The organism is Catenovulum sp. SX2 (assembly GCF_052056295.1).
In the GTDB taxonomy this organism is placed as follows: Bacteria; Pseudomonadota; Gammaproteobacteria; order Enterobacterales; family Alteromonadaceae; genus Catenovulum.
The window spans coordinates 3,584,666-3,611,233 of record NZ_CP182493.1; the positions used below are offsets into that span (position 1 = coordinate 3,584,666).

Annotated in this window: 23 protein-coding genes and 5 tRNA genes; 13 read left to right on the top strand and 15 right to left on the bottom strand. The window is 39.9% G+C overall.

Annotated features, from left to right (window positions below; genetic code table 11):
- The first annotated feature begins 34 nt into the window (after nucleotides 1-34).
- The 3 genes from ACMZOO_RS15030 (at nucleotide 35) to murD (ending at nucleotide 3,145) form a co-directional block, all read left to right on the top strand.
- The gene (locus ACMZOO_RS15030; RefSeq protein ID WP_440904141.1) at nucleotides 35-310 is read left to right on the top strand and encodes an HU family DNA-binding protein; all 276 of its coding nucleotides are present in this window, start codon (nucleotides 35-37) and stop codon (nucleotides 308-310) included.
- Between the two features lie 168 nt (nucleotides 311-478).
- A complete protein-coding gene (locus ACMZOO_RS15035; protein ID WP_440904142.1) occupies nucleotides 479-1,825 on the top strand; it encodes a hypothetical protein in 1,347 nt (448 codons plus the stop codon).
- A gap of 9 nt (nucleotides 1,826-1,834) precedes the next feature.
- A complete protein-coding gene (murD, locus tag ACMZOO_RS15040; RefSeq protein ID WP_440904143.1) occupies nucleotides 1,835-3,145 on the top strand; it encodes a UDP-N-acetylmuramoyl-L-alanine--D-glutamate ligase in 1,311 nt (436 codons plus the stop codon).
- Nucleotides 3,146-3,223: 78 nt separating this feature from the next.
- On the opposite strand, the gene ACMZOO_RS15045 is transcribed toward murD, so the two are convergent.
- Both ACMZOO_RS15045 and ACMZOO_RS15050 read right to left on the bottom strand, forming a co-directional pair.
- The gene (locus tag ACMZOO_RS15045) at nucleotides 3,224-3,670 is read right to left on the bottom strand and encodes an NUDIX hydrolase (protein ID WP_440904144.1); all 447 of its coding nucleotides are present in this window, start codon (nucleotides 3,668-3,670) and stop codon (nucleotides 3,224-3,226) included.
- A 25-nt stretch (nucleotides 3,671-3,695) separates the two neighbouring features.
- Nucleotides 3,696-6,869, bottom strand: coding sequence for a DEAD/DEAH box helicase (locus tag ACMZOO_RS15050; protein ID WP_440904145.1), 3,174 nt, complete (start codon nucleotides 6,867-6,869; stop codon nucleotides 3,696-3,698).
- 113 nt (nucleotides 6,870-6,982) lie between these two features.
- Here ACMZOO_RS15050 and srmB point away from each other — a divergent pair, with 113 nt between their 5' ends.
- Nucleotides 6,983-8,233 (top strand): ATP-dependent RNA helicase SrmB, encoded by a 1,251-nt coding sequence (srmB, locus tag ACMZOO_RS15055; protein ID WP_440906310.1) that lies wholly within the window; start codon nucleotides 6,983-6,985, stop codon nucleotides 8,231-8,233.
- A 133-nt stretch (nucleotides 8,234-8,366) separates the two neighbouring features.
- On the opposite strand, the gene ACMZOO_RS15060 is transcribed toward srmB, so the two are convergent.
- Together ACMZOO_RS15060 and ACMZOO_RS15065 are read right to left on the bottom strand one after the other, a co-directional pair.
- Complete coding sequence (locus ACMZOO_RS15060) at nucleotides 8,367-9,653, bottom strand: ammonium transporter (protein ID WP_440904146.1); 1,287 nt, start codon at nucleotides 9,651-9,653, stop codon at nucleotides 8,367-8,369.
- Between the two features lie 27 nt (nucleotides 9,654-9,680).
- On the bottom strand, nucleotides 9,681-10,019 hold the full coding sequence (locus ACMZOO_RS15065) for a P-II family nitrogen regulator (RefSeq protein WP_440904147.1): 339 nt from the start codon (nucleotides 10,017-10,019) through the stop codon (nucleotides 9,681-9,683).
- Nucleotides 10,020-10,584: 565 nt separating this feature from the next.
- On the opposite strand from ACMZOO_RS15065, the gene acs reads away from it, so the two are divergent.
- Complete coding sequence (gene acs / locus ACMZOO_RS15070; RefSeq protein ID WP_440904148.1) at nucleotides 10,585-12,528, top strand: acetate--CoA ligase; 1,944 nt, start codon at nucleotides 10,585-10,587, stop codon at nucleotides 12,526-12,528.
- 73 nt (nucleotides 12,529-12,601) lie between these two features.
- Here the strand turns inward: acs and ACMZOO_RS15075 are convergent, their stop codons facing one another.
- Nucleotides 12,602-13,267, bottom strand: a complete 666-nt coding sequence (locus ACMZOO_RS15075) for a hypothetical protein (protein ID WP_440904149.1) — start codon at nucleotides 13,265-13,267, stop codon at nucleotides 12,602-12,604.
- A gap of 256 nt (nucleotides 13,268-13,523) precedes the next feature.
- Between ACMZOO_RS15075 and ACMZOO_RS15080 the strand changes: the two genes are divergently transcribed.
- The 6 genes from ACMZOO_RS15080 (at nucleotide 13,524) to ACMZOO_RS15105 (ending at nucleotide 17,447) form a co-directional block, all read left to right on the top strand.
- A tRNA-Ser gene (locus ACMZOO_RS15080) sits at nucleotides 13,524-13,616 on the top strand.
- A gap of 20 nt (nucleotides 13,617-13,636) precedes the next feature.
- Nucleotides 13,637-13,713, top strand: a tRNA-Arg gene (locus ACMZOO_RS15085).
- 27 nt (nucleotides 13,714-13,740) lie between these two features.
- Nucleotides 13,741-13,817: transfer RNA gene (locus tag ACMZOO_RS15090), tRNA-Arg, on the top strand.
- A 427-nt stretch (nucleotides 13,818-14,244) separates the two neighbouring features.
- Nucleotides 14,245-14,508 carry an oxaloacetate decarboxylase subunit gamma gene (locus tag ACMZOO_RS15095; RefSeq protein WP_016955645.1) on the top strand — a complete coding sequence of 88 codons (264 nt, stop codon included), beginning with the start codon at nucleotides 14,245-14,247 and terminating at the stop codon, nucleotides 14,506-14,508.
- A 14-nt stretch (nucleotides 14,509-14,522) separates the two neighbouring features.
- Complete coding sequence (gene oadA, locus ACMZOO_RS15100; RefSeq protein ID WP_440904150.1) at nucleotides 14,523-16,304, top strand: sodium-extruding oxaloacetate decarboxylase subunit alpha; 1,782 nt, start codon at nucleotides 14,523-14,525, stop codon at nucleotides 16,302-16,304.
- 9 nt (nucleotides 16,305-16,313) lie between these two features.
- Entirely contained in the window at nucleotides 16,314-17,447 is a 1,134-nt protein-coding gene (locus ACMZOO_RS15105; RefSeq protein WP_440904151.1) for a sodium ion-translocating decarboxylase subunit beta, read from the top strand.
- Nucleotides 17,448-17,563: 116 nt separating this feature from the next.
- Here ACMZOO_RS15105 and ACMZOO_RS15110 read toward each other — a convergent pair whose 3' ends face one another.
- The 8 genes from ACMZOO_RS15110 to ACMZOO_RS15145 all read right to left on the bottom strand — a co-directional run bounded on the left by ACMZOO_RS15110 (nucleotide 17,564) and on the right by ACMZOO_RS15145 (nucleotide 21,539).
- Complete coding sequence (locus ACMZOO_RS15110) at nucleotides 17,564-18,547, bottom strand: hydrolase (RefSeq protein WP_440904152.1); 984 nt, start codon at nucleotides 18,545-18,547, stop codon at nucleotides 17,564-17,566.
- Between the two features lie 3 nt (nucleotides 18,548-18,550).
- Entirely contained in the window at nucleotides 18,551-18,982 is a 432-nt protein-coding gene (locus ACMZOO_RS15115; protein ID WP_440904153.1) for a YacL family protein, read from the bottom strand.
- A gap of 87 nt (nucleotides 18,983-19,069) precedes the next feature.
- Nucleotides 19,070-19,201 carry a DUF3149 domain-containing protein gene (locus ACMZOO_RS15120; RefSeq protein ID WP_440904154.1) on the bottom strand — a complete coding sequence of 44 codons (132 nt, stop codon included), beginning with the start codon at nucleotides 19,199-19,201 and terminating at the stop codon, nucleotides 19,070-19,072.
- Nucleotides 19,202-19,267: 66 nt separating this feature from the next.
- The gene (locus ACMZOO_RS15125) at nucleotides 19,268-19,591 is read right to left on the bottom strand and encodes a hypothetical protein (protein ID WP_440904155.1); all 324 of its coding nucleotides are present in this window, start codon (nucleotides 19,589-19,591) and stop codon (nucleotides 19,268-19,270) included.
- A gap of 18 nt (nucleotides 19,592-19,609) precedes the next feature.
- Nucleotides 19,610-19,921 carry a hypothetical protein gene (locus tag ACMZOO_RS15130; protein WP_440904156.1) on the bottom strand — a complete coding sequence of 104 codons (312 nt, stop codon included), beginning with the start codon at nucleotides 19,919-19,921 and terminating at the stop codon, nucleotides 19,610-19,612.
- Nucleotides 19,922-20,050: 129 nt separating this feature from the next.
- Nucleotides 20,051-20,707 (bottom strand): HAD family hydrolase, encoded by a 657-nt coding sequence (locus tag ACMZOO_RS15135; protein WP_440904157.1) that lies wholly within the window; start codon nucleotides 20,705-20,707, stop codon nucleotides 20,051-20,053.
- A gap of 6 nt (nucleotides 20,708-20,713) precedes the next feature.
- Nucleotides 20,714-21,133: a gamma-glutamylcyclotransferase family protein gene (locus tag ACMZOO_RS15140; protein WP_440904158.1), complete on the bottom strand. Its 420-nt coding sequence runs from the start codon at nucleotides 21,131-21,133 to the stop codon at nucleotides 20,714-20,716.
- Between the two features lie 4 nt (nucleotides 21,134-21,137).
- Nucleotides 21,138-21,539, bottom strand: a complete 402-nt coding sequence (locus ACMZOO_RS15145) for an acyl-CoA thioesterase (protein WP_016955655.1) — start codon at nucleotides 21,537-21,539, stop codon at nucleotides 21,138-21,140.
- Nucleotides 21,540-21,653: 114 nt separating this feature from the next.
- On the opposite strand from ACMZOO_RS15145, the gene ACMZOO_RS15150 reads away from it, so the two are divergent.
- Nucleotides 21,654-23,672: a methyl-accepting chemotaxis protein gene (locus ACMZOO_RS15150; protein WP_440904159.1), complete on the top strand. Its 2,019-nt coding sequence runs from the start codon at nucleotides 21,654-21,656 to the stop codon at nucleotides 23,670-23,672.
- Between the two features lie 188 nt (nucleotides 23,673-23,860).
- Here the strand turns inward: ACMZOO_RS15150 and ACMZOO_RS15155 are convergent.
- Nucleotides 23,861-23,937 (bottom strand) — tRNA-Met (locus ACMZOO_RS15155).
- Nucleotides 23,938-23,981: 44 nt separating this feature from the next.
- A tRNA-Met gene (locus ACMZOO_RS15160) sits at nucleotides 23,982-24,058 on the bottom strand.
- Between the two features lie 397 nt (nucleotides 24,059-24,455).
- Here ACMZOO_RS15160 and ACMZOO_RS15165 point away from each other — a divergent pair.
- Nucleotides 24,456-26,558 carry a DUF1302 domain-containing protein gene (locus ACMZOO_RS15165; protein ID WP_440904160.1) on the top strand — a complete coding sequence of 701 codons (2,103 nt, stop codon included), beginning with the start codon at nucleotides 24,456-24,458 and terminating at the stop codon, nucleotides 26,556-26,558.
- Nucleotides 26,559-26,568: the final 10 nt, after the last annotated feature.

Consider the following 26,568-nt stretch of genomic DNA (forward strand, 5'->3'; position numbering starts at 1 on the left):
GAATAAATCAGATGTTAATAACTGAGGAATAATAATGAATAAATCGGAACTCGTTAAAAAAATCGCCGATGGTGCTGAATTATCTCAAGCTCAAGCAGGTAAAGCGTTAAACGTATTAATGGACACTGTTACTGAAGAATTAGCAGCGGGTAACCGTATTGAGCTAATTGGCTTTGGTACATTTAGTGTTAAACACCGTGCAGCTCGTACTGGTCGTAACCCTTCAACTGGTCAACCTATTGAAATTGCAGCGGCTAACGTACCTTCTTTCAAAGCTGGTAAAAACTTAAAAGACGTTTGTAACGCTTAATTAAGTTGATTTGCGGGGTCGAATACACGAGCGCACGCTCGATAAATGGTTCGACCCTCACATATCTTCCCGATTTAAATCACTTACTTCCTAAATATCTCGTTCGCTAGTTTCAAAATATCCAATATAGGTTAAAATAATCTCATTTTAATCAGTGGGATAATTCTTTTGTTGTTTCAGCAGTTTTCATTCGACAGTTACCAATATATAGCCCATCAACAACAAATTGTTTTAAATTATCACGCTGATAACTATCATTTTGTGGAAACTTTAAGTTTTGATTTTCCTCAGCATCAATTTCCAGCGATTAGCGCAGACTTAGACAAGCTACTTAACTATTTATTAATAGTCGCAGGTGTTAGTTATTTAAAGCTCAGTCCCTACGCGCAGCTACAGCATAATTCAATATCCTTGTCGTCTAACGCAAGTGACTTTTTTACTCAGTTGTACCGCATGGGTTTAGCCGAATTTGCTTACCGTAATCGATTAGATTTAACCGATAAATGTCGATTCCACAGCAGTAGCGAAGTGGAAAGACAAGGTGACACGGTAAATCCGAGCCAAACAAAGACTGAGCAGCGCCATAAAGCTTTAGTGCTTATTGGTGGCGGTAAAGATTCGTTAGTTTCGATAGAAGCACTAAAACAACAAGACGTTGAAGTTATTCTTTTTGCGGTTAATCCGGCCAAACCTATAATTGATTGTGCAAAAGCAGCAGGTTTGCCTTTAATTACCGTAAAACGCCAATTAGACGAAAAGTTGTTTGAGTTAAACGCGCAAGGTGGCTTGAATGGCCATGTGCCAATTACTGCAATAATCAGTTTTATTGCGAGTTTTGTCGCAATTGCTTTAGGTTGTGATTATGTTGTCACTAGTAATGAAGCCTCTGCTAGTGAAGCAACTGTGGTACATAATGGGGTTGAGGTTAATCACCAATACAGTAAATCTTCGGCTTTTGAGCGAGATTTTAGCCAGTTATTGGCAAATGAATTAACTGTACCTTTTCGATATTTTTCTTTATTGCGTCAGCAAACTGAAATGCGCATAGTTAAACAATTTTGCCAAACGGACAAATATGACGCTGTGTTCACCTCATGTAATAAGGCTTTTAAGTTACGCGAGAAAAAATCACAGCAGCGCTGGTGTTTGGCTTGCCCTAAATGCCAGTTTGTTCATTTAATGTTTGCTGTTGCCGGTATTTCAGAGCAAAGAATGTCGCAAATATTTGCTGGCAACCCGTTAAAAAATATTGAATTTTTAGCTGATTACCAGTCGCTTGTTGGTTTAACCACAGAAAAACCTTGGGAATGTGTTGGTGAAAAACTGGAATCTGCAGTAGCAATTTATATATTATCTCAGCAAGCTAACTCGCAGGATTGGCCTATAGTCAAAAAACTTGCTCCCGAGGTTGTAAAAAACTACGGAGCAGGCTTATTACAGCGTAGCGAAAATGACTTAATGTCATTGCGCCAGGAGCATTTTATCCCAGCGCATTGGGCTGCTTTGTTTAGTTAGGACGATAAGATGAAGACATATCTAATTTGGGGTTTTGGGGTTGAAGGAAAAAGTGCAGCCATTCATTTAGCCAACAAGCAGCTCAATTTTAGCCTATTGACTGATGTATATGAGCAAACCACTCACGACTATGCTCAGCAACATGGTATTGAATACTTATATGGTGACTCGGGTATTCAACAGGCAATCAAACAGCAATTTAGTTATGTGGTTAAAAGTCCGGGTATTAGCTTATACCGAGCTGAAGTAAATTTGTTTAAGCAAGCGGGCAGTACTATTACTTCAACTACCCAAATGTGGTTCGATGCATACCCTCAAGCAAAAACAATTGTTGTAACTGGTACAAAAGGTAAAAGTACTTCAGCAAGTCTACTGCATTATTTGTTTAATGCATTAGGTATGCACAGCGAACTTGCGGGCAATTTAGGTCGGGCTATTTTAGAAGTAAAACCTGATGATAATAGTTGGACTATTTTAGAGTTGTCGTCCTACCAACTGGCGGATTTACATAGCCAAGTAGACATCTTTTTATTGCTGAATTTATTTCAAGAACATGTTCCTTGGCATCAAACCGCTGAGCAATATTATTTAGATAAGACTAGGCTGGCACGCGATAGTTTTGCAGATGCCGTGGTGTATAACGCAAAATCTAGCCTATCCGCTAAGTATCTTGCTTTAGACGAACTATCAAGTGGCGTGTGCAAGCTGGCGTTTGCCGATGAATGTGGATTCCACATTAAAGATAATCAGCTCCACTATAAGAACGAACAACTAACACATAACTTTTCACTAAAAGGCCAACACAACCTAAAAAACTTAGCAGCTTGTTTAGCTATAGTTGACTACTTGAAATTTGATTGGCAACAAGTTTTAACTAAGTTAAACGGTTTTGCTGCGTTAGAGCATAGACTGCAGGAAGTGCAGGGGACAAATTCTGTTTTGTATGTAAACGACAGCATATCCACTACACCTGATTCTACTTTATGTGCACTAGACTGTTATAAAAACCAAGAGATCAATTTAATTTTGGGTGGTGCCGAGCGCAGCCAATGTTATGTTGAGTTGATTAGCGCACTCGAAAACTATCATTTGAACAAAATTCTATTGTTGGGTGAAACAGGTAAACGCATCTTAAAACAGTTACCCGCAGCTTTGGCGAGTAAAGCTCAATACTTTGATCACATGGCTATTGGTATGGCCTGGTTAAATCAGCACGCCAAAGCCGGTCAGGTGATTTTATTATCTCCGGCAGCGCCAAGCTTTGGCGAATTTGTTAATTTTGCTGAGCGTGGCAAATTGTTTTTGTCGTTTTCTCGTTAATTGGAGTTCGGATTTTTAGTGGTAACGACAGTCTGCCGCTGAAAGTTACTATTGAGTGAGTTTGCAAACTACATAGCCTCAGCCTAGCTCGTGGATGGGGGCTTGGTGTTTGAGGTAGTCGACAATACCCGATGGATAGAGTATTTTTGTACCATTGAGAAATTCTTCTATGTTAACCCACTTAGCAATAAAACTCGTACCCTCTTCGTTGCACGGAATGTTATCCTGTTGGTAAATTTGTTTGTCTTTAAATTTAGCCGACAACAATAAAACGATTTCATGACCAATTACACCATTAAAGGTGAATAAATTCTCAAAGGTCGTCAGGTAGTTGCCTACTTCAATCTCTGTTTGCATTTCTTCTTGAAATTCGCGAATAACCGTTTGTCGTGCGGTTTCTCCAAATTCAATACCGCCACCGAGTGGGCGATAAAAAGTCTCATTTTTTACTTCGTCGACACCTTCACCAACAAAAATTTTCCCTTGGTGTTCAATCAGGCAAATTGCGATATTTCTTATTTTCATTATTGTCTTATTTTTTTAAAATTAATTAAGCTGTTTTAAACAACTCTAATAAACCGTCAGCGGTTAAATCTTTTACTGAATCAACTTGTTCTTTGGCGAACATGCTCTGGTTTAAATGCTTTTTATTTTCCTGCATCAGCAATACTTTTTCTTCAATGGTATTTTCACAAATCAGCTTATATACAAACACAGGTTTTTTCTGGCCGATACGGTAGGCACGATCGCTCGCTTGCGCTTCAGCTGCAGGATTCCACCATGGATCATAATGAATCACTGTATCTGCAGCGGTTAAGTTCAAGCCAGTACCACCGGCTTTGAGCGAGATTAAAAACACAGATACTTCGCCATTTTGGAAGGCATCAATTTGTGTTTGTCGATCGCGTGTTTCACCCGTCAGTTTAGAGTGCTCTATGCCTAAATCGGTCAGCTTGCCTGAGATAATATGCAGCATTTTGGCAAACTGCGAGAATATTAGTATCTTGCGGCCTTCTTCTAACATTTCCGGCACAACATCTATTAAATATTCAAGTTTGGCGCTTTGTTCAATTTGTTGAGTGCTTTCTAAATCTAACAGTTGTGGCGCACAACAAATCTGCCTAAGTTTTAATAGCGCATCTAAACACTCAAGGTGGCTCTTAGCCAAACCTTTAATTTTTAGAATGTTACGCACTTTATCTTCCATGCTCGCACGGATTGCTTCGTACAATACACGTTGTTCGTTTTCTAGCGAGATGTGTTTGATGATTTCGGTTTTCTTTGGCAATTCTTTGGCAACTTCTTCTTTTTTACGGCGCAATACAAAAGGATGAATTTTGCTATGTAGACGATTTTGCGTTTCTCTGTCTCGTAATTGCTCGATAGGCTTACGATATTCTTTGCTGAATTTATTTAACGTGCCTAAAAATCCGGGCATTAAAAAGTCGAACAACGACCATAATTCACCGAGATGATTTTCAATTGGTGTACCACTTAAACACAATCTTTGACGAGAGACCAGTTGCTTAATATTTTGGGTCATTTGTGCACGTGGATTTTTAATGTTTTGCGCTTCATCCAATACAATCAAACTGTATTCATGCGCAAGCAAAAATTCAAAATCACGATTAACTAGAGGGTAGGTGGTCACCACAACTTGGTATGACTCTAGCTCATCTAACACTTGTTGGCGGTTTTGTCCGTATGCTGCGGTAATATTCAGCTCTGGGGTAAATTTATTCGCTTCATTCAGCCAGTTGCCAACTAAGCTGGTTGGACAAATAACTAATGCAGGTTTATCCAATTTATTCTGTAAGCGCATTGATTCTAATAAACACAAAGTTTGCAGCGTTTTACCTAAACCCATGTCGTCAGCTAATATGCCACCAAAATTGTATTCAAATAAAAAGCTTAACCAGTTTAAGCCTTGCTGTTGGTATGGGCGTAAATTTGCGTTGACGCTTTTAGGCACATCTATGTGTTTTATGCCATCGAAACTTTCCAATAAATGCGCGAGTTTGCGCACATGTTGGCCACCAATACAGGAATTGATTTCCGGAATCTGGTTGAGTATATGCGCTTGTCTATTAGAAAACTTAGCCTGTTTGTTATTCGCTTCTTGTAAAATTGCCAATACAGGTTTAAGCGATTCTATATCCACTTTAATAAACTGGTGACGGTTCAGCGCAATTTTGACCCGACCGGTTTGATTCTTCCAGTTTTCAGTTTGTTTCAACCAGTTAATCAGTACCGGGATTAAATCAATTTTTTGTCCGTCAAAATCAATTTTTAATCCAAGTTTAAACCAGTCGTGGCTTTCGCTAATTTGATACTCAAAGCTAGGATCTTGAATGACATTAATTGGTTGTACACCTGGCTCAAATTCAATTTTCCAGCCTTGTGATAATAACAGTGGGAATACTTCTTCAAATATATTCAACCAAAATTGGTCGTAACGTACACCAATTTCACTGTTGTAGAAAAATTCAAAATCTTGGCTAGTTGAACTGCCTTTGGTATGGGCGAACCCGTACGACTCTAATAAATAAAAGGCTTTGCGCTCAATAGACGGCGTACGTTGAATTTGAATGATTTTGTCTTGTTGTTGCAGTTGGACAAAAGGCGCACTGATTAAACTCATTGGAATTTCGTGCTCGCCATAACGTAATCTCAGTTTGGCAATATAACCAGCTTCATTTAACCCAATACGCAACACAGGCGTGAGTTTTTCTTCCACTCTTTCTATCACTTGTTCGAGCGGTAAAGCTATTGTGCATTCTGGCCAATAGGTATTTTGCCAAACCGAAAAGTCTAATAGTTCATTTTTATCTAGTTCTGGTAAATTTGCTAAGGCAGATAAGTTAAACCCAGATAAATTGTGTTCAATAACACCCATAGTGCCTTTTTGGGGGTCTATATACCAAGGTCTGTCACTGGCAATTAAAAACCAGCGTTCAGATTTATCTAATTGCATTTGCAATTTAAATTGGCCATCGCTTTGTTTTTTCCACTGCAATATGAGCTTGCGTGGGGCACCATATTTTAGTGCTTTAGATTTATTGCTTTGCCAATAACAGCGGTTTGATTCTAATAATAAAGGTAAAGCTTCGCTGGCATTGTTACCTATTAATAATCTTTGACTAGATGATTTACTGCTGACATTTTGATTGAGTGTTGTGAGTATTTCTGCATCTTCTGCATTGGCTTTATGTTTGATGTTATGCAGTTGCAATTGAATTTGGGTAAAACCACTATTGGGTTCTACAATTGGATTTAACACAAAATGCAGTAAGTTGTCGTTGCTTGCGGTGAGTTGTGTGAAGTATCCCTGATCCCAGTTGGGCTGTTTATGCAGTTTTTCTTGCCATTGTAAAAAGGCACTTACGGGTGAGCGACTAATTAAGTTAGCAGCTTCAGCCGCAATCAGCACTGCTACTGCATGTTCACAATTGCCACCTTTGTCGCATGAACAGAGTGAAGATAGATCCGCCTTGTCGATAGCAACTCGATACACTTGGTTACGACACTCAACAACACCAGTTACTGTGTTAAGTGATGATATGGGTTTAAGTTTTCTAACCTGATCTTGCAGATAAAAATTCAATCCCTTTTGGTAGATGGTTTCTCCAAATTGCTCAACCAACTCTGCGTCATATACACTCATCAATACTAAACCTGCTTGTCCGGTTAAAATTACACGCGCATCAGCCAGTCTACCAAACAAATCTGATAAATTGACCAGTTTAATGATAAATTCATTTAAAAAAATCAGCTTTTCTTTACTTAAAGGTCTGAAGGGTTAGAATGTGCAGCCTTGAATGACTGCGGATGATTATCGTGAATTTTGCTGATTTAGACCTAGATGAAAGCCTTTTAACGGCCATTGAACAACAGGGTTATACCCGCCCAACCGTTATCCAAACCTTAGCTATTGAACCAGCTTTGGATGGTAAGGATATTCTAGCCAGTGCACCAACAGGTACGGGTAAAACCGCAGCTTTCGTGTTGCCAGCACTTCAGCATATTTTAGATTTTCCACGAAGCCGACAAAACAATGGTGTACGTATTTTAATTTTGTCGCCAACCCGTGAGCTTGCCGAACAAACCTTTAAAGTCGTCCGTCAGCTCAGTCAGTTTACTGAAGTGACCAGCCGTTTAATTACCGGTGGTATTAATTATGGTAAACATAAAGAAATTTCTGAAGGCTGCGTCGATATTGTGGTTGCAACGCCGGGACGTTTACTTGAATACATTGAAGACGAATCATTCGATTGTCGCGATATTGAATGGTTAGTGTTAGATGAAGCTGATCGCATGTTAGATATGGGCTTTGGTCCAACTATGATGCGTGTCAGTGGTGAAGCACGCTGGCGTAAACAAAGTTTATTGTTTTCAGCAACACTCGAAGGTGAAGGTGTTGAACGTTTTGCCAAACAGGTTTTAAAAGATCCAGTATTAGTTGAAGCCGAGTCTCCACGTCGTGAAAAAGCTAAAATTCACCAATGGATACACATGGCGGATTCGCGCCCACATAAACTAGAACTTTTAGTGCATTGGTTGGCAAAAGAGGAAGTCAGCAAAGCTGTAGTCTTTGTTAAAACACGTGAGCGCGTGGCGGAACTGAGTGGTCAATTAACCACTGCACAATTAGATTGTTGTTGGTTACAAGGTGAAATGCCACAAGATAAACGCCAAAAAGCGGTTAAGGCTTTCACATCAGGACATAAAAAGATATTAGTCGCAACTGATGTTGCCGCGCGTGGTTTAGATGTAGCCGATGTCAGTCATGTATTTAACTTTGATATGCCTCGTACTGCTGATGTATATATCCATCGTATTGGCCGCACAGGTCGAGCAGGCAAGAAGGGCACTGCGATTAGTTTAGTTGAAGCGCACGACATGGAGATATTGGGTAAAGTTGAACGCTACATTCAAGAGAAGCTTGCGCGCCGCGTAGTTGAAGGATTAGAGCCTAAACACAAAGAAGCGAAAGTGCCAGTTAAAAAACCAAAGAAAAAAGTGCGTGGTCTGCTGAAGAAAAAACAAGTTAAAGCTAAGCAGAAGAAACAAGCGAAAAAAGCTCGATAATATAACCTGAACTCTGGATAACAAGGAAGTATAAGGATATAGCTGGGTGTATTGAAGGAATAAAAAAACGATCCGATGAGACGGGGAGTACTCAAGGGATCGTTCTGGCTAAACTTTAGCTATCTAATTGAGCTTAGTTTTGAATGTTATAACCACGCTCTTCATGGCTGGTAATATCCAAACCTTGAACTTCTTGCTCGTTATCAACACGAATGCCTTTAGTGACCACAGCTACAATTTTCAGTAGGATAAAACTAACTACTGCTGTGTATGCTAGTGTGGCTAAAATACCGATAGTTTGTACACCCAACTGTTGACCAATGCTGGTGTTGTCTCCACCAAAGCCATAACCGCTGAAGATACCAAGCTCAGTTGAACAGAAGATACCAGCTAAGAAGGTACCTAAAATACCACCAACACCATGCACAGGGAAAACATCTAATGAGTCGTCAATCTGCCATTTTTGTTTAATTAAGTTTGTTGCGTAGAAACAGACAACACCTGCAGAAATACCAATAACTAAGGATGCAGCCGGGCCGACAAAACCAGAAGCAGGGGTGATAGTACCTAAACCAGCGACCATACCAGTAACTATACCCAATACCGAAGGTTTACCGTATTTAGCCCATTCTAAACCTGCCCAAGTTAATGCACCTGCAGCCGCAGAAATATGTGTGACCAAAATTGCCATTGCCGCATCGCCACTAGCAGTTAAAGCACTACCGCCGTTAAAGCCATACCAACCTACCCATAACATACCGGCACCAGCCACTGTCATAGTTAAGTTATGTGGGATCATAGAAGCGCTGCCATAACCGCGACGGTTTTTAATCACAAGTGCCGCGACTAATGCGCCAACACCGGCTGTGATATGTACAACTGTACCACCAGCAAAATCTAGTAGGCCCATTTCAGCAAGCCAGCCGCCGCCCCATACCCAGTGGCAAACAGGTAAATAAACCAGAATTAACCAAGAAATGGAAAAGAGTAAAACAGAAGAGAATTTCATACGCTCAGCAAAACCACCAACCATAAGGGCTGGGGTAATAATGGCAAAGGTCATTTGAAAAACAAAAAATAACGGCTCAGGTATTGAACCACTCAAAGTGTCTTTACCAACACCGTTTAAAAAGCTTTTAGATAAGTCGCCAATAAAAGCATTACCTTCACCAAAAGCTAAGCTATAACCGAAAGCTAGCCAAACGATTGAGGCTAAACAACCTATAGCAAAACATTGCATTAAAACGGATAAAACGTTTTTACTGCGGACTAATCCTGCATAAAAGAAGGATAAGCCAGGTAAGGTCATAAATAAAACTAACGCTGATGCGGTTAAAATCCAAGCTGTGTCGCCTGTATCTAAACCTTCAGCTGAAGCTGCGAAAGGCAGCATGAGCAAAAGTGCTATAATCGCTCGCATATTAAAGTTTCCTAAGTGTTTAAAGTACTAAATGGCGTCAGGACCTTGTTCGCCTGTGCGGATGCGAACAACTTGGTTTACTGACGTTACAAAAATTTTGCCATCACCAATTTTATTGGTTTTAGCTGCTTCAATGATGGTATCGACCACGTTATCAACACGCTCATCATCAACAACAATTTCCAGTTTTGTCTTAACAACAAATTCAACTGCGTATTCTGTACCTCGGTACAACTCTATATGTCCTTTTTGTCGGCCAAATCCTTTAACTTCACAAACTGTCATGCCTTTAATGTCTATTTCGCTTAGTGCAGCTCTAACTTCTTCAAGTTTATGGGGTTTTATAATTGCGGTTATTTTTTTCATATAATTATCCCACTTATTTGTATTGGTTTTTCACTAAATTGGGGCGAAGGATAGCAGAAAAAGCACCTTTGTGGATCAAATGTTATAAAAAATTACTAGATGCAAACTGTTTTGGGGCAAGTTGGTAAGTTTCAGTATTTGGTTGCATTTTAATGGTGAGGGTTCAGTATCGCGGGACAAAATTGAACATATGTCAGTTTTTTCAAGTCTTGCATCTTCAAGCAGCTTGGGTATATATTGGTGGATTGATATACCCAAGCCACTTGAAGATGCTAGATTTCAGCAAGAGATAAAAAGCATTTAGACAAGGCATTGATTGAAGATAATGGTTATCCCTTTTCAAAATCAATAACGCAGTATAAATGCTTTTTAGCCTTGCCCTTTGGGAGCTTCACAGCGTTTCTATTACTGCGTTATGTTAATTTGAAAGGTGCCTACATTCCTTCATTAACATGCCTTGTACTAAAAACGCTGTGATAGCTCTGAAACATGCATCTTCAAGTGGCTTGGGTATCCAAAACAAGTGCTACTAAAGTATAAATAAAAATATAAATACGGAGTTGATATGGATCAAAGTTACTTCCCAGTTGCGGAAAACTTAGCTGAAAACTGTCATATAGATAACCACAAGTATTTAGCTATGTACCAAGAATCAGTCGATAACCCTGATGCATTTTGGGCGCAGCAAGGTAAAAGGTTGGATTGGATAACCCCTTTTACCAAAGTTAAAAACACCAGTTATGCACCCGGAAATGTGTCGATTAAATGGTTTGAAGATGGTCAGTTAAATGCCTGTTATAACTGCGTTGATCGTCACTTACCTGAAAAAGCCAACGACATAGCGTTAATTTTTGAAGGGGACGACCCATCTCAAAGCCACAAGGTGACTTTTCAGCAGCTTCACGACAATGTTGCGCGTCTTGCAAACGGCTTAAAATCTTTAGGCGTTGCCAAAGGTGACAGCGTTGCCATTTATATGCCAATGGTCTGTGAAGCTGTATATGCAATGCTGGCTTGTGCCCGCATTGGCGCTGTTCATTCGGTTATCTTCGGTGGTTTTTCACCAAATGCAATTGCTGATCGTATTGTAAATTGTAACGCCAAAGTAATCATTACTGCTGACGAAGGTCGACGCGGTGGTAAAACCGTGCCGTTAAAAGCTAATGTTGATGAAGCATTACGCCGAAAAGATGTTTCCACTATTACTAACTGCATTGTCTTTAAAAACACGGGTGCGGATGTTGCCTTCAATCAAACAGTTGATGTGTCTGCTGAACAACTCATGGCGTCGGTCCCTGCTGATTGTCCACCTGAAGTGATGAATGCGGAAGATCCATTATTTATTTTGTATACATCAGGTTCAACCGGCCAACCTAAGGGCGTATTGCATACAACTGGTGGCTATCTAGTATATGCCTCTATGACGCATCAGTATATTTTTGACTACCAGCCTGGTGATATTTATTGGTGTGCGGCGGATGTTGGATGGATCACAGGCCATAGTTATGTTGTCTACGGGCCACTGGCAAATGGAGCGACACAAGTTATTTTCGAAGGTGTGCCGACATATCCTTCTTCTTCACGCATTGGTGATGTTGTGGATAAACATCAAGTCAATATCTTGTACACAGCTCCGACTGCGATCCGAGCTTTGATGGCCAAAGGTGATGAAGCTTATGCAAATAATCAACGTACAAGTTTACGAATACTCGGCAGTGTCGGTGAGCCGATAAACCCAGAAGCTTGGGCTTGGTATTATGAAAATATTGGCAATAGCCAATGTCCAATTATGGATACTTGGTGGCAAACTGAAACGGGTGGGGTGATGATTACGCCATTACCTGGTGCGACTGGGTTAAAACCTGGCTCGGCCACGCGACCATTTTTTGGTGTAAAACCAGCTTTAGTTGATGCAGATGGCCTTATTTTAGATGGTGCTGTCAGTGGCAACTTAGTTATTCTAGATTCCTGGCCTGGACAAGCGCGCACCATTTATGGTGATCATGAACGTTTTGAACAAACCTATTTTAGTGCGTACAAGAATATGTACTTCACTGGCGATGGCGCTCGCAGAGACGAAGATGGTTATTACTGGATAACAGGACGTGTTGACGATGTATTAAACGTATCTGGTCATCGTTTAGGTACTGCAGAAATCGAGAGTGCTTTAGTTGCTCACCCTAGTGTTGCTGAAGCTGCTGTAGTGGGTTTCCCACACGATATTAAGGGTCAAGCCATATATGCTTATGTAACACCAGTTGAAGGCACCGAGTTGTCTGAGGCGTTAACTAAAGAATTGCGCAATTGGGTTAGAACTGATTTAAGCCCGATAGCCACACCTGATTTGATTCATTGGACTGCTGGATTGCCGAAAACACGCTCAGGAAAAATAATGCGTCGTATTCTACGTAAAATTGCCGCTAATGAATATGAGCAATTAGGTGACACTTCAACATTGGCTGATCCGAGCGTTGTTGATGCGCTTATCGAAAATAGGTTAAACAAGTAATTTTATTTAACCAACTGCGTTAAATAACAGAAAAGCCAAACTTATATGTTTGGCTTTTTTAACTGAGCCTAGATCACTTGCGGTTAAGCGCTGCCAACATTAACACCCAAAAACACAAAACTAGATTAAACAAAGGAATTTGCAACTCAGCTGGCATGGTATAAATAATAGATACCGCAGGGATCCACACCAACCAATTAGAAACTATCACACTCGGCAAGGTTAACGAGAAAAAGTGTTTATCTGCAGCTTTGACCGTTTGGTTAAAACTAAAATTGTTTTCTAACCACAAATAACACAGAGTTATACTAGGCGCTGCCCACAATGCACTATAGATAAACTGATCCATTGCAGTTTTTTTCACTATAGTTGCGACTGTATTGTCATAACCGAACCAATAACCTTGCAATTGATAAAATAAATCAACCTCAACCCCTTTGATACCCCAAAATATTAAATAGAAGCAGAGTAGTTTAATGACTGACTGTTTGGGCAATGATTTGGTTAGGTGCAGATAGATAAAGGGGATTAAACCACCAAATAGGGCTGTCGCAATAAAAGTATAGCGCCAGCCATGATTAAGTTTTAACTCGGCAATTGCGTTGAAGCTGGTTTGGCTTGCAGGCAGATAAAAATAGACGAGTACGATAGACAGGGCAAACACTTGTAAAACAAACCCTGGTAGTAAGTTATTTAACAGTGCTTGTTTGATTGTGTTGAATAGATAGTTTGTTTTCATTAATTAAACATTGACCTACATTAAGCAGAGCAATAGTTTAAGTTTGTGCGATTAAAAGGCAAGTCTAGTATGTGCTTATCTGAATTCGAAATTTAGCTAGTATTAAATTGTTTGTTTATTAAACGTAATCTTATGCTTTGCTTGCTTATTAAACAAAAACTGTTCAAAACTTGATGGTTCGATAAAAAAACTGAAATTATTGTAGAAAAAGGTTTGACAATATTTTGAGAATCATTATTATGCGCCCCACGAAAACGGTGAGATGGCCGAGAGGCCGAAGGCGCTCCCCTGCTAAGGGAGTATAGGGTTTGTAGCCCTATCGAGGGTTCGAATCCCTCTCTCACCGCCATTTCGTAACTTTGAAAATGCGCGCGTGTAGCTCAGCTGGATAGAGTACCTGGCTACGAACCAGATGGTCGGAGGTTCGAATCCTTCCACGCGCGCCACTTTTCAAATTATGTTTCTTACGATATGCGCGTGTAGCTCAGCTGGATAGAGTACCTGGCTACGAACCAGATGGTCGGAGGTTCGAATCCTTCCACGCGCGCCACTTCTCATGTTTCTTCATCCGGTTGATGTCATTAAATGAGCAGTGTTGAATAGATTGTGAAGGTGATAAAGTCTTTTTATACACCTTAGAACTGGATTTTAGTCAGTTCCAATTAAAAAACGCTGAATTTGTTTACAACCGAATCTGATATATTCCCAAACAAATTTAGCTCTGTACAAAATTTAACTTGTTGGCAATTGGCTTTTGCATGCTTATTTGCTGGGCTTTAAGCGGAAAATAAACAAAAAGTACTAAAAAAGTGGCTATGTTATGCTACTTTCAATTAAAATGGCTGTAAAAGCTGTGCTTTTTGTTTATTTTCTTAACTTTAAACAACCCATTTGACCAGGTGAAATTTTCCAGCTGGTTGAAAATTGTGCGGTAACTCGTTACCGTTGGGTTAACCTTAACTAACTTGAGACGATATATGGAAAACAATTTAAGCTCTGTATTGCTTGAAGCTGCAAACCTATTAGTTGTCGGCATGGGCGTAGTATTCGTATTTTTAGGGATTTTGATTTTTTTAATCAAACTAATGTCACACTTCTTTGCTGGAGAGATTCCAGCCCCTACCAAAGTGAATGTTCCTAACCGACCTGCAGTAAAATCATCTGGTGCACACCAGGACAAAAAAGTGGTCGCTGCTATTTCAGCTGCTGTCCACCAATATCGTCAAGACAAGAAACAGTAACCAGGAGAATCAACATGGCAAAACCACTTGCAATTACGGATGTGGTACTTAGAGATGCACACCAATCACTATTGGCGACGCGTTTTCGTTTAGACGACATGCTGCCTATCGCTGAAAAGCTAGATAAATTAGGCTACTGGTCAATTGAAAGCTGGGGTGGTGCAACTTTCGACTCGTGTATTCGTTATTTAGGTGAAGATCCATGGGATCGCATTCGCGAATTGAAAAAAGCGATGCCGAATACTAAACAACAAATGTTGTTACGCGGCCAGAATTTACTTGGTTACCGTCACTATGCTGACGATGTTGTAGAAAAATTTGTTGAAAGAGCACACACCAATGGTGTGGATGTTTTCCGTATTTTTGATGCAATGAATGATGTTCGCAACTTGCAAACTGCAGTTAAAGCGGCAATTCAAGTTGGTGCACACGCGCAAGGTACACTTTCTTATACAGTTAGCCCTGTTCATACTATGGACATGTGGATTGATATGGCTCGTCAGTTGGAAGATATGGGGGTTCACTCTATCTTTATCAAAGATATGGCTGGTCTATTAAAACCATATGTTGTTGAAGAGTTAGTGACTCGATTAAAAGAAACAGTAAGTGTTCCAATTGCAATGCAATGTCATGCAACTACAGGTTTAAGCACAGCTACATATATGAAAGCAATTGATGCTGGCATAGATATGTTAGATACCGCAGTTTCTTCAATGAGTATGACCTACGGTCACACTGCAACGGAAACAATTGTTTCTATTGTTGAAGGGACAGATCGTGATACAGGTATAGATTTAGCTGCAATGGAAGAAGTTGCAACTTACTTCCGTGAAGTACGTAAGAAATATGCTAAGTTTGAAGGTGCACTTAAAGGTGTTGATGCTCGTATCTTAACAGCACAAGTACCTGGTGGCATGTTAACTAACATGGAAAACCAGTTAAAAGAGCAAGGTGCTGCTGACAAACTTGATGACGTATTAAAAGAAATTCCTAAAGTACGTGAAGACTTAGGTTTTATTCCACTTGTAACTCCAACTTCGCAAATTGTTGGTACTCAAGCTGTATTAAACGTGTTAACTGGTGAGCGTTATAAGTCTATTACTAAAGAGACTGCAGGCGTGTTAAAAGGTGAATACGGTGCGACAGCTGCTCCAGTAAACAAAGAATTACTTGAGCGCGTGTTAGAAGGTGGTGAGCCAATTACTTGTCGTCCAGCTGATTTATTAGAGCCAGAGTTAGATAAATTAACTGCTGAATTAGATGGCTTAGCGAAAGAAAAATCTATCACTTTAGCGGATGAAAAAATCGATGACGTATTAACTTATGCGTTATTCCCACAAATCGGTTTGAAATTCTTAGAAAACCGCAACAACCCTGATGCTTTTGAACCAGTGCCAACAGCTGAAGACGCTGCGCCTGCAAAAGCTTCGCCTGCGGTATCACAGTCAGGCCCTGCTTCATACAGTGTGCGTGTTGACGGTAAAGTCTATGAAGTTGATGTTGCGCCAAGTGGTGAAATTAAAGATATCAAATCAGTTGGTGGTAGTGATGAGTCTGTACCTCAGTCTGCATCTGTTTCTGGCGCTGAAACGTTAAATGCTCCATTGTCAGGTAATATTTTCAAAGTAAACGTAAATCCAGGTGATCATGTTGCTGCAGGTGATGTGGTTATCATTATGGAAGCTATGAAAATGGAAACTGAAATTCGTGCAGCGAAAGATGGTGAAGTTGTTTCTGTACATGTTAAAACGGGTGATTCAGTACAATCTGGCGACCCAATGATTAGCCTTGCATAAGGAATACAGATGGAAGGTTTAGCGACTCTTTGGGCTTCAACTGGTATTGCCAACTTCCATTGGCAACAGTTGATTATGATTGCTGTTGGCTTTGGTTTATTGTACTTAGCTATTTCGAAAAAGTTTGAGCCGTTACTATTATTACCAATTGGTTTTGGTGCGGTGTTAACCAATATTCCGATTGCCGGTTTTAGTGATCCAGGCGGTGTATTGTACTACGTGTATAAAATAGGTATCGATACAGGTGTGTTCCCGTTATTGATATTTATGGGCGTTGGTGCAATGACAGACTTTGGTGCGCTAATTGCTAATCCGAAAATGTTGTTATTAGGTGCTGCAGCGCAAGCTGGTATCTTTGCAACTTTGTTTGGTGCAATTTTACTTAACTTGATCCCAGGTTTTGATTTCACTCTAGCTGATGCTTCTGCAATTGCGATTATTGGTGGTGCTGATGGCCCAACAGCTATCTTCTTAGCGTCGCGGTTAGCGCCAGATTTGTTAGGTGCAATCGCGGTAGCAGCATATTCATATATGGCATTAGTACCAATTATTCAGCCGCCAATTATGAAAGCTTTAACAAACAAAGAAGAACGTAAAATTGTTATGGAACAATTACGTCCAGTATCACAACGCGAAAAAATCATTTTCCCGTTAATGGTACTAACTATTGCTTTGTTATTGTTACCTGAAGCAACACCTTTAGTGGGTATGTTCTGTTTAGGTAACTTAATGCGTGAGTGTGGTGTTGTTGACCGTTTAAGTAAAACAGCTCAGAACGAATTAATTAATATAGTGACTATCTTCTTAGGTTTAGCTGTAGGTTCTAAACTATCTGCTGAAGCTTTCTTAACGGTAGAAACTTTAGGTATTCTTGCATTGGGTGCTTGTGCATTCGGTATTGGTACCGCAAGTGGCGTATTAATGGCTAAGTTAATGAGTAAACTGAGCGGCGGTAAGATTAATCCATTAATTGGTGCTGCTGGTGTATCAGCGGTTCCTATGGCGGCTCGTGTAGTTAATAAGGTTGGTTTGGAATCTAACCCACATAACTTCTTGTTAATGCATGCTATGGGCCCTAACGTTGCTGGTGTACTTGGTTCAGCAGTCGCGGCAGGTATCTTATTAGCTTTGGTTGGTGGTTAATTCACTAGCAATAGCTTGACACTATTTATGCAAAAACCCGCTTCGGCGGGTTTTTTGTTATCTGCAATAAATTTTTGTTTTTGGGATCTGGGTTAAATTACTCTAGTACTAAGTTGCTAGGCATGATTATGGATAAACTGCAGTGTCCGTTTTTCCATCCAATAATCGCCTTTGAATAACTTTGTTCCACTGACATAACCAACATGACCGCCTTTTCTACTCACTTCAACCGTTACCTTGTGCGATAAGTCATTGGTTGTAGGAATACACTTTTCGGATAAAAAGGGATCGTCTTTAGCTTGCAGCACCAACAAAGGTCGTTCTACTTGTTTTAAAAATTGCATGCCAGCAGATTGCTGATAATAATCTTCAGCATTTTTAAAGCCATGTAACGGAGCCGTGATTAAGTCGTCAAATTGCCATAAGGTTTTTATTTTTCTATAGCTGTGAGCATCTATTTTAAGATATTTGCTCAGGTCAACTCTTTGCATTTTGCGCGCAATGTTGTCCATCATCATATCCAACAAATATTTTTGGTAGATTTTTGATGTGCCCTTCATAATGTATTGGCAGCTTGCTGACAAGTTGAGCGGAGGGCAGATGGCGACGCTGGCTTTAAATGGATTGTTATTTAACTGCTCGCCAGCATATTTGCACAATACATTGCCACCTAAAGAAAAACCAACCGCAAATAATGAGCTCTGTGGAAAGTGAGTTTTTAACCAATTAGCGACAAAGGCTAAATCGCTAGTTTCACCTGAATGGTATGCCCTAGCTAGCCGATTGGCTAATCCACCACAGGAACGAAAATGCAATAGTACACCTATATCACCTTTGGCACGAATAGCATTGAGCATACCACGTGCATAAGTGCTCTTTATTGAACCTTCAAGGCCGTGCAGTACTAAGACAATATTACGAGTGTCATCTTTATTTGGTAATTGTGTCCAGTGCAAATCTAAAAAATCACCATCGGGCAGTTCAAGTCTTTTGAGAACTGTTGGGCAGGGCAGTTTACGTCTTTCAATTTTTTGCCAAATGGTTTGCATGTGCCTATTGGTTAGCCACCAAGCCGGTTTAAAATGACTTTCAATTATCATTGTTTAGTCTTCACTAACAAATCTTAACCAAGCTGTGAGGGCTTGTTTAAAGTCTACTAAACCACAGCCACATATAAGTGCATCTTCACTTAATACTGGCACTTGTTGCTCTGAGTTATCCTCTTGCTCTTCATCTTCGCCAGAATCTGCGATTGTAGGGTAGGCTTGTGCATTAAGCGGCTGAGCATTGTCAATTAATTGAACCTCTAGACGTTCAAGTAGTAATTGATGCGTTTTGCCTTGCACGACATGTTGTTGAATTTCTTTCTTTTCTAAGCGAACGATAATATTTAAAACTTCGGCAATCTTGTGCTTATTGGTCGCAAACTCATCGGTAAACCAATAGCCAAAACTTTCTTGTTCGCTAGCAAACTCGGCGGCGTAAACACCATTTGCATCTCGATAAAAGTCGTAATCCACGTTACTCCACCTCATAATAGTTCCGGAAGTGGAATTTACCACAACCGGAATATTATTGTCGCGAAATAACTAGCTAAATCAAGCTTTAGCTGTGAAGCCGATTTATTCGATAGGTGGTTTGGCGTTTTTAATATTGGTAACGATAAGCCAAACATAATAGCTACATAGGCCTAAAACCACAGTTAAACCAAGTAAAGAACCCCATACAACTGGATCACTCATTATATTGCTCATAATAACCTCCGACTCTTTATACGCTTTTAGTATAGGCAACAGTCGCAAATGGTTATTTGTTGTAGATCAATAATTAGCTAGGTTATTTAAATTAGTTTGCTGCCAGCCATTGTGGAGCTTAACTAGTAATTTTTGGCAAGCTGGGTAGTTTTTTTGTTCGGCTAAACCGAGTAATTGTTGGTAAAATTTGATTGATTGCTCAGCAAACTCTGGCCATAGCTGTTTATCGAGTGACTTGTGTAATAACAAAATCACTTTAATTAACTTAGCTTGATTTTGTTGCTGGCAGGCTTTAATCCCATTTTCAATGGTTGCCAGCAGTCTCTTAACCGCGGGATCTGCTGACAATTGATGGAGCTGATATGCATTAATAGGATGTGGTTTTTCCACCTAAGCGCATTCCTCTAATTATAGACCAACCACTTCTTGTGCTGACTGATTCGCTTGCGCTTGTTGTGCTAATGCAGGATCTGAATTGACTTGCTCTAGTACTCTTTCAAGCTCTTGTTCGGCTGCTTGTTCGTCGGCATTATCGTCAGCGGCTAACTGTTCACTGGTTGACACTTGAGTATTTTCAACCTGTGGTGATGTGGCCAATTCTGTTTCAGCTTGCTCAACCTCAGTTGTTTGTTGTGTTTGGTTGGCTTCTTCTGCTTGCAGCTGACGTAACAATTCAGCACTACTTGATTGCACTTGTTGTGTATTATCGACCTCAGCCATAACAAGTTCTCCTTAAATTAATCCAACTATATACAAAAAATATAGCCGTTATTTTTACTAAATAAAAGTAGCAACTATTTATTGTTCGGCAAGTAAATTCATCAGTGTCCACAATCCTTGCCAGATAGTCTATTCAAAACTTAGCTGATTAAAACTTTCAACAACTGCTAGCGCTTTTTCTGCGATTTGGCGCTCTATCGGTAAATAATCTGGGATAATGACAGTTTGGCAGCCGGCTCGTATTGCGGCTAGCGCACCAGGGTTCGAATCTTCAAACACTAAACTATCATGTGGCGCCACGTTTAACGCACTACAAGCTTTTAGATAACACTCTGGCTCAGGTTTGGCTAATTTCACATCTTCAGCACAGACTAATATATCGAAGTAGGTTAAATAATCTGTATTGCTAAAATTTTTGATAGCAACTTCGCGTCGCGTGGATGTAGCCAAAGCCATGGGTAGATTTTTATCAATACATTGTCGAAAAAATTGCTCAAAACCTTGTTTTACTTGGAGGTTGTGTACTTTTAATTGCGCAACTGATGCTTGATGGGCGCTGATAAAACTTTGCATATCTACACTAGCATCAAACATTTCGCTGGCCATTCGATAACATTCTGCTGAGCGAACACCGGCAAATTGGTCGTACATTTTTGCGGTAAAATGTTGGTTAAATTTCGCAGCTGTATCTACCCATGCTTGGCAATATATAGTTTCACTGTCAAATATAGTACCATCCATATCAAATAGGATGGCGTTAACATTCGGCAAAATAAATTCTTTCATAGATAGTTATATTGACTCGTTGTTTTTCTCAGCAAGATAGTCGTCGACAAAATTGATTAAATATTTGTCGATAAACTCTTGTTCACACCAAAGCTCACTCGAACATATGTTGTGGTGCTGTGGGTTCAATAAATAACAGTCAACCACAAGCTCTCCACTTTCACTAGCAACAGTTAAGCTGGTGCGTTGGTAGTAATCACCTTCAAATATATCGAGTAACTGCACATCTTCAGGTGTAACATCAAAATAAACCATACCATTCACTGAATGATCAGCGTCTTCTATGATAACTGGATAGCTTGCTTGTTTTACTTTGACTCGTTTGAATTTGTCTAGCTGGGCTGGGACTTTTTTGTAGTGACCGCGGACTAGTTTTTGCCAAACTGGCTCGTACATTAACGAGCCATAGGTGAATATATTGGCCAAGCGGTTAATCTCTAACTACTTTATGTTTGTTACCTTGGTCGTCTATCGCAACATAGGTAAATTCACCTTCACATACTTTAAAACTCTGTTTGTTTTCTAAGTTTCTAAGTACTGGCTCTACCCATACTTCCAATTTTATTTTCATTGAGGTGTTACCAATTTTAGCGACTGTGCCGTAGCAGCTGAAAATATCACCAACATGAACTGGGCTTATAAATAGAATATTATTAACGGCGACTGTTACTGTGCGGCTCTTTGCGACTGCTTTAGCCAACATGCCACCGGCAATATCCATTTGTGACATAATCCAGCCACCAAAAATATCGCCATTGGCGTTAGTATCGGCAGGCATTGCCTGTGTTCTTAAAATTAACTCACCTTCAGCGCAAGCTTTTGAATCGCCCATTTTTTGTCCTCTAACATCTTGGAATAGTTAGATTATTCTTGCTCTAGCATTGTAAAGTGCTAAAAATAATCTAGTCTGTTAAAAGTATACGTTATTTACTAAGAATTGTGAGCCGTGATCCAACTTAGCTTGAAAAAAAGTTTATTAATTAGCACAGCTGTTTATCTAATTTTATTAGTTTTGGTCAGTTTGTCGTCTTTGTCGCGTATCAGCGATATGCAAAAATTGGCTGTGACACAACAAAATAAAGCAGTATTGGTACAACAACAAGCAACACAAATTCAGCTTAATCTACTTCAGCAAATCAAACTGAGTTCTGCGAGCTTGGCGGCGGCTAATGCAGCTGCAGTAACGGAATTAGCCAGCAGTTATCAAACTTTACGTCAGCAGTTTGAGCAAAATTTCCAACAGTTTAAACAACAGAACCAACAAACTTCACAACCACTATTAGAACAGTTAGCGACAAGCACCCACAACTATAGCCAAAGTGCCAAAGCCTTATTTGACAATAGTAGCGAAATATTTTTATTAACGGCAAAACTAGATGATACATTGCTTAAGTTTGAGCAGGCCGCAGATGAACTTGGTGCGCAGATATTAGATATTGCTTATGCAGATCACGCAGACAATTCTGCGCAAATAGAAGCGATTGCCAATCAGTTAGATACTGCACTCTTTACCATTATCGGAATTGGTAAGGAGCTTTATAGTGTACAGAAAAAAACTGCGCTAGAGCAGATAGAAGAATCACTGAGTTTTGCCTTGAGCGATTATAAAATTAAAAAAGACTACTTATCACAAAACCTTCAGCCACAAATGTTTGATGAACAAATCAAACAACTAGATCAACTTGCGTTCACTGCATTTGCACTTCTACAGGATAATAATCAAGGTTTGTTGAGTATTAAAAAGCAGTTGTTAGCTAGTATTCAACAGCAAAAGGTTCTTCACAAATCCGGCGAAAGCCAAGTTAATGAAGCATTGGCTGTCGCTGACGAGATTAAATTGGCCGCTGAACATAATATGTCAGATATTCAAAAAGCGGTTGGGGAAAATGTCGAAGCTGCCAAACACATGGCTTTAATTATCATGCTGATTAGTTTGGCTGTCGGGGCTGTGACTTATTGGTTAACCATTAAAGCGATTATTACACCTATTTCTGGAATTGCTAAAGTTGTTGCCGCGATTGCAAGTGGCGATTTGACCCGCCAATTGCGTACTCGTGGAAATGATGAGTTAGGTCAGTTATCCGGCGATATCAATAAGATGACTGACAATTTACTTACCTTAGTTAGGCTGGTAAGTGATGTGTCTGGACAACTAAATAGATCGGCGCAATTGGCTTTCGAGAAAAATAGCCATTTAGGTCAACAGCTGGCGGTGACCTTGGATTTATCAGCAAAAACTCAGCATAACACACAGCAAGTGGAAGAAAGCGCGTTAAAGGTCTCGTCTGATTTAGAAATTTTTGCCGGGCATATGAATGACAATGTTATCCACGTAAAAAATAGCCGCGACAATTGTGTCAATTCTAAAAAGCTGGTTCATCAACTAAATTCACAAGCAAAACAGTCGGGCCAGAATATTGAACAGCTGAAACGCCGCTCAAGTGAAATTAATAATATTGTCGATACCATAGAAAAAATAGCCGAACAAACAAATTTGCTTGCCCTTAACGCTGCAATAGAAGCTGCACGAGCAGGCGAGTTGGGACGAGGTTTTGCCGTGGTCGCCGACGAAGTTCGTGAGCTTGCTTCTAGAACACAGAATTCAACGTTACAAATTCAATCTATTATTGCTGAACTGCTCAAAGAGATTGATAGCGCATATGTTTCCATGCAGTCGAGCATTCAAACCAGTACTGATGTCACCGACAGTATCAGCCAGTTAGACAACTCAATGGAGAAAATTAAACAAGATATTGAGACCATTCAGCTTGAGTTTGGACAAACACTAGTCGCTTTGAAACAGCAAAGTGATTCAATTGAAGATGTAAATGATTCTGCAAGTCAGATAGAAGGTATTGCGGGCAAAAACGTGCAAACCGCTGCTGATGCAGTCAAACAATCAGAACAAATTAGTCGCTTATCGGAAAAGCTCAGCCAAGTTATTCAAAGATTTAAAATTAGCTAGTATGGGTAGGGCGAATAACCCGTTATGGCACTGAAGTAGAAGATATATAAATAAGAGAATTGGTTGCGGGAGCTGGATTTGAACCAACGACCTTCGGCTTTAAGTGAGTTTCGAACGTAGAATTAGCGAGCCCCAGGGCGAATAACCCGTTATGGCACTAATGTAGAAGATATAATAAATAGGAAAATTGGTTGCGGGAGCTGGATTTGAACCAACGACCTTCGGGTTATGAGCCCGACGAGCTACCAAGCTGCTCCATCCCGCGACACTTAAGACAAGAATAACAGTAACATCTTTAGAAAAGAAAATTGGTTGCGGGAGCTGGATTTGAACCAACGACCTTCGGGTTATGAGCCCGACGAGCTACCAAGCTGCTCCATCCCGCGACACTGTTACTAATCAGCTGCATGTGCTGCTGATGTGGCGTGCATACTAAGGTATTTTTATTTAAATGCAAGCCTTTATGTAAAATTTATGACTGTTCGGTGGAAAACTGAACGATTAGCTCTGAGTAGCTGAAAAAGTGACGGGAAGGTTTAAAAAATTTAACATCCTGCTTGCAAATTCAACTTTTATCTCTCAATCAAAATATGAGCTATTAATCGAATGCTTTTTCATCAATTTTAGGTGTCTGAAATATATCTGCTTATTAATTCATTTAATAACTGGTACGACCATTAAAGTGTGTTAAGATTATGTAAGAAAATAATAAGCAAGTTTGGTGTACTACTCTATAGTTATCAAAACTGTTTTGTAAATTGATGCTAAGCCATTGGAGTGTTTATGCAGATTAAATCCAATAAATTAAAATATAGCGCTTTGTGTTGCGCACTCGCAGTAAGCTCTGTTTCTTCAGTTAATGCGGCTCGATTTGAGCTTGGAGATTTCGAAGTTAATTTTGACTCATCTTTTACTTTGGGTACAAGTTATCGGGTAGAAAACAGAGATTGGTCTTTAATCGGTAAAAACAATCAAACCAACTTAAGTTGGAGTAATGACAATGGTCCGTATAATACGGCCGTTAATAATGTATACACAGCACAAGATGTCTGGGCTGAAGCAGGCTCTTATTCAGCCAATGGTGATCTGGCTAATTTAAACCATGATCCAGGTGAAGCATTTTCGCGTATTTTTTCGGGTACGCACGAATTAAGTGTCAGTCAGAATAACTGGGGTGTTTTTACTCGTTTTATGTATTTTTATGACGACGCAGCGCATGATACTAAAGCATGGAAAAATCCACTGACAGGACAAACGTACGATTTATGCCGTGATAAGCAAGCAGAAGAGCGTTTATGTAAAGATTTTCGTTTATTAGATGCTTTTGTTTATTTTGATTTTGATATTGGTGATATGCCAGTGTCATTACGTATTGGTGATCAAGTTGTGAGTTGGGGGGAAAGCACGCTGATTACTCATGGCATTAACTCAATCAACCCTGTCGACATTACCCGTTTACGTGCACCTGGTGCGGAATTAAAAGAAGCTTTTATTCCGGTTGGTATGGTTTGGACGTCAATTGGTTTAACTGAAAACTTGTCGGTTGATGCCTATTACCAATATGAATGGGAAAAAACCATTTTACCAGCAGCAGGCAGCTATTTTTCGACCAATGACTTTGCTGGTAACGGTGGTTATTACAATGCTGTACAAATAGGTTTCACCCAGAATCCAGACATTGATGCGCCCTATTTAGCAGAGCAGCTTAATACTTGGGTTAAACAAACTATGACCGCCAATAAAAGCGATATTGATGCGCAAATGGCAATTTTGGCGACATCCTCTGATCCTAACGCATTACAAGCTGCGGCCGCTGAGTTTTACAATTTAACTTCGGCTTATTATGTTAATGCAACTAAAGTTGCGATCATGGCGCAGCCACACGAAAATAGATATCCAAAAGATTCTGGTCAGTATGGATTAAAATTAACTTATTATTCGCCAGAGTTAAACGATTCTGAATTTGGCTTATATTATTTAAATTACCACAGTCGACGTCCGGTAATTTCGGGCCGTGCGTCAAACTTTACCCCTGGTTCATTGTACTCAGATATCCAATACCTATTGGATAACGATATTTCGGTTGAAAATACCAGCCAACTTAAAGCATTTACTCAGGCATTTTTAGAATACCCTGAAGATATTCAGTTATACGGTTTTAGTTTTAATACCAGTATTGATGAAACGGCGTTAGCTGGCGAAATTGCTTATCGCCAAGATGAGCCTTTCCAAATCGATGATGTTGAACTTTTGTACATGGGCATGCCGGAGCAATTAGCTAACGCGGGTCTTCGTCCTGATTTAGCTGGTATATCTCAGTTGCCACATGTTCAGTCTGGCGGTATAGCTCAAGGTTATATACGTTTAGATACATTACAGGCACAAGCAACTTTAACGCATTTATTTGGTCCGACTCTAGGTGCGGATGCGATAGCTGTTGTATTTGAAGTGGGTGGTGTGCAAGTTAAAGATATGCCAGATCCTGATGTATTGCGTTTAAATGGCCCAGGCACTGCACGAGCGGGCGCTGCAACCAGCAAACAAGGTTTACAACTCGCTTTATCGAATGGCGCTGAAACCACTCCATTTCCAACTGAAAATGCTTGGGGTTATCGAGCGTTAGCGCGTTTTACCTTTAACAACGTTTTTTCTGGTGTAAATGTTTCTCCTAGACTGGTATTTTCGCATGATGTTAGCGGCATTACGCCAGACCCAATGTATTTGTTTGTTGAAGACAGACAATCTGCTGCACTAAGCATTAATTTTGATTATCAAAATAAAATTCAATTTGATATGGGTTATAACGCATTTTGGGGTGGCGTAGGTCAAAGTAACAGTTTTGCTGATAGAGATTATGTATCTTTCAGTGTTAAATATTCAATTTAGGGCGTCGTCT

Bases quoted from the DNA above. Each gene is read 5' to 3' on its own strand.
- ACMZOO_RS15030 (WP_440904141.1), top strand. From the start codon at position 35: ATGAATAAATCGGAACTCGTTAAAAAAATCGCCGATGGTGCTGAATTA.
- murD (WP_440904143.1), top strand. From the start codon at position 1,835: ATGAAGACATATCTAATTTGGGGTTTTGGGGTTGAAGGAAAAAGTGCA.
- ACMZOO_RS15045 (WP_440904144.1), bottom strand. From the start codon at position 3,670: ATGAAAATAAGAAATATCGCAATTTGCCTGATTGAACACCAAGGGAAA.
- ACMZOO_RS15060 (WP_440904146.1), bottom strand. From the start codon at position 9,653: ATGCGAGCGATTATAGCACTTTTGCTCATGCTGCCTTTCGCAGCTTCA.
- ACMZOO_RS15065 (WP_440904147.1), bottom strand. From the start codon at position 10,019: ATGAAAAAAATAACCGCAATTATAAAACCCCATAAACTTGAAGAAGTT.
- acs (WP_440904148.1), top strand. From the start codon at position 10,585: ATGGATCAAAGTTACTTCCCAGTTGCGGAAAACTTAGCTGAAAACTGT.
- ACMZOO_RS15075 (WP_440904149.1), bottom strand. From the start codon at position 13,267: ATGAAAACAAACTATCTATTCAACACAATCAAACAAGCACTGTTAAAT.
- ACMZOO_RS15095 (WP_016955645.1), top strand. From the start codon at position 14,245: ATGGAAAACAATTTAAGCTCTGTATTGCTTGAAGCTGCAAACCTATTA.
- oadA (WP_440904150.1), top strand. From the start codon at position 14,523: ATGGCAAAACCACTTGCAATTACGGATGTGGTACTTAGAGATGCACAC.
- ACMZOO_RS15105 (WP_440904151.1), top strand. From the start codon at position 16,314: ATGGAAGGTTTAGCGACTCTTTGGGCTTCAACTGGTATTGCCAACTTC.
- ACMZOO_RS15110 (WP_440904152.1), bottom strand. From the start codon at position 18,547: ATGATAATTGAAAGTCATTTTAAACCGGCTTGGTGGCTAACCAATAGG.
- ACMZOO_RS15115 (WP_440904153.1), bottom strand. From the start codon at position 18,982: ATGAGGTGGAGTAACGTGGATTACGACTTTTATCGAGATGCAAATGGT.
- ACMZOO_RS15120 (WP_440904154.1), bottom strand. From the start codon at position 19,201: ATGAGCAATATAATGAGTGATCCAGTTGTATGGGGTTCTTTACTTGGT.
- ACMZOO_RS15130 (WP_440904156.1), bottom strand. From the start codon at position 19,921: ATGGCTGAGGTCGATAATACACAACAAGTGCAATCAAGTAGTGCTGAA.
- ACMZOO_RS15135 (WP_440904157.1), bottom strand. From the start codon at position 20,707: ATGAAAGAATTTATTTTGCCGAATGTTAACGCCATCCTATTTGATATG.
- ACMZOO_RS15145 (WP_016955655.1), bottom strand. From the start codon at position 21,539: ATGGGCGATTCAAAAGCTTGCGCTGAAGGTGAGTTAATTTTAAGAACA.
- ACMZOO_RS15165 (WP_440904160.1), top strand. From the start codon at position 24,456: ATGCAGATTAAATCCAATAAATTAAAATATAGCGCTTTGTGTTGCGCA.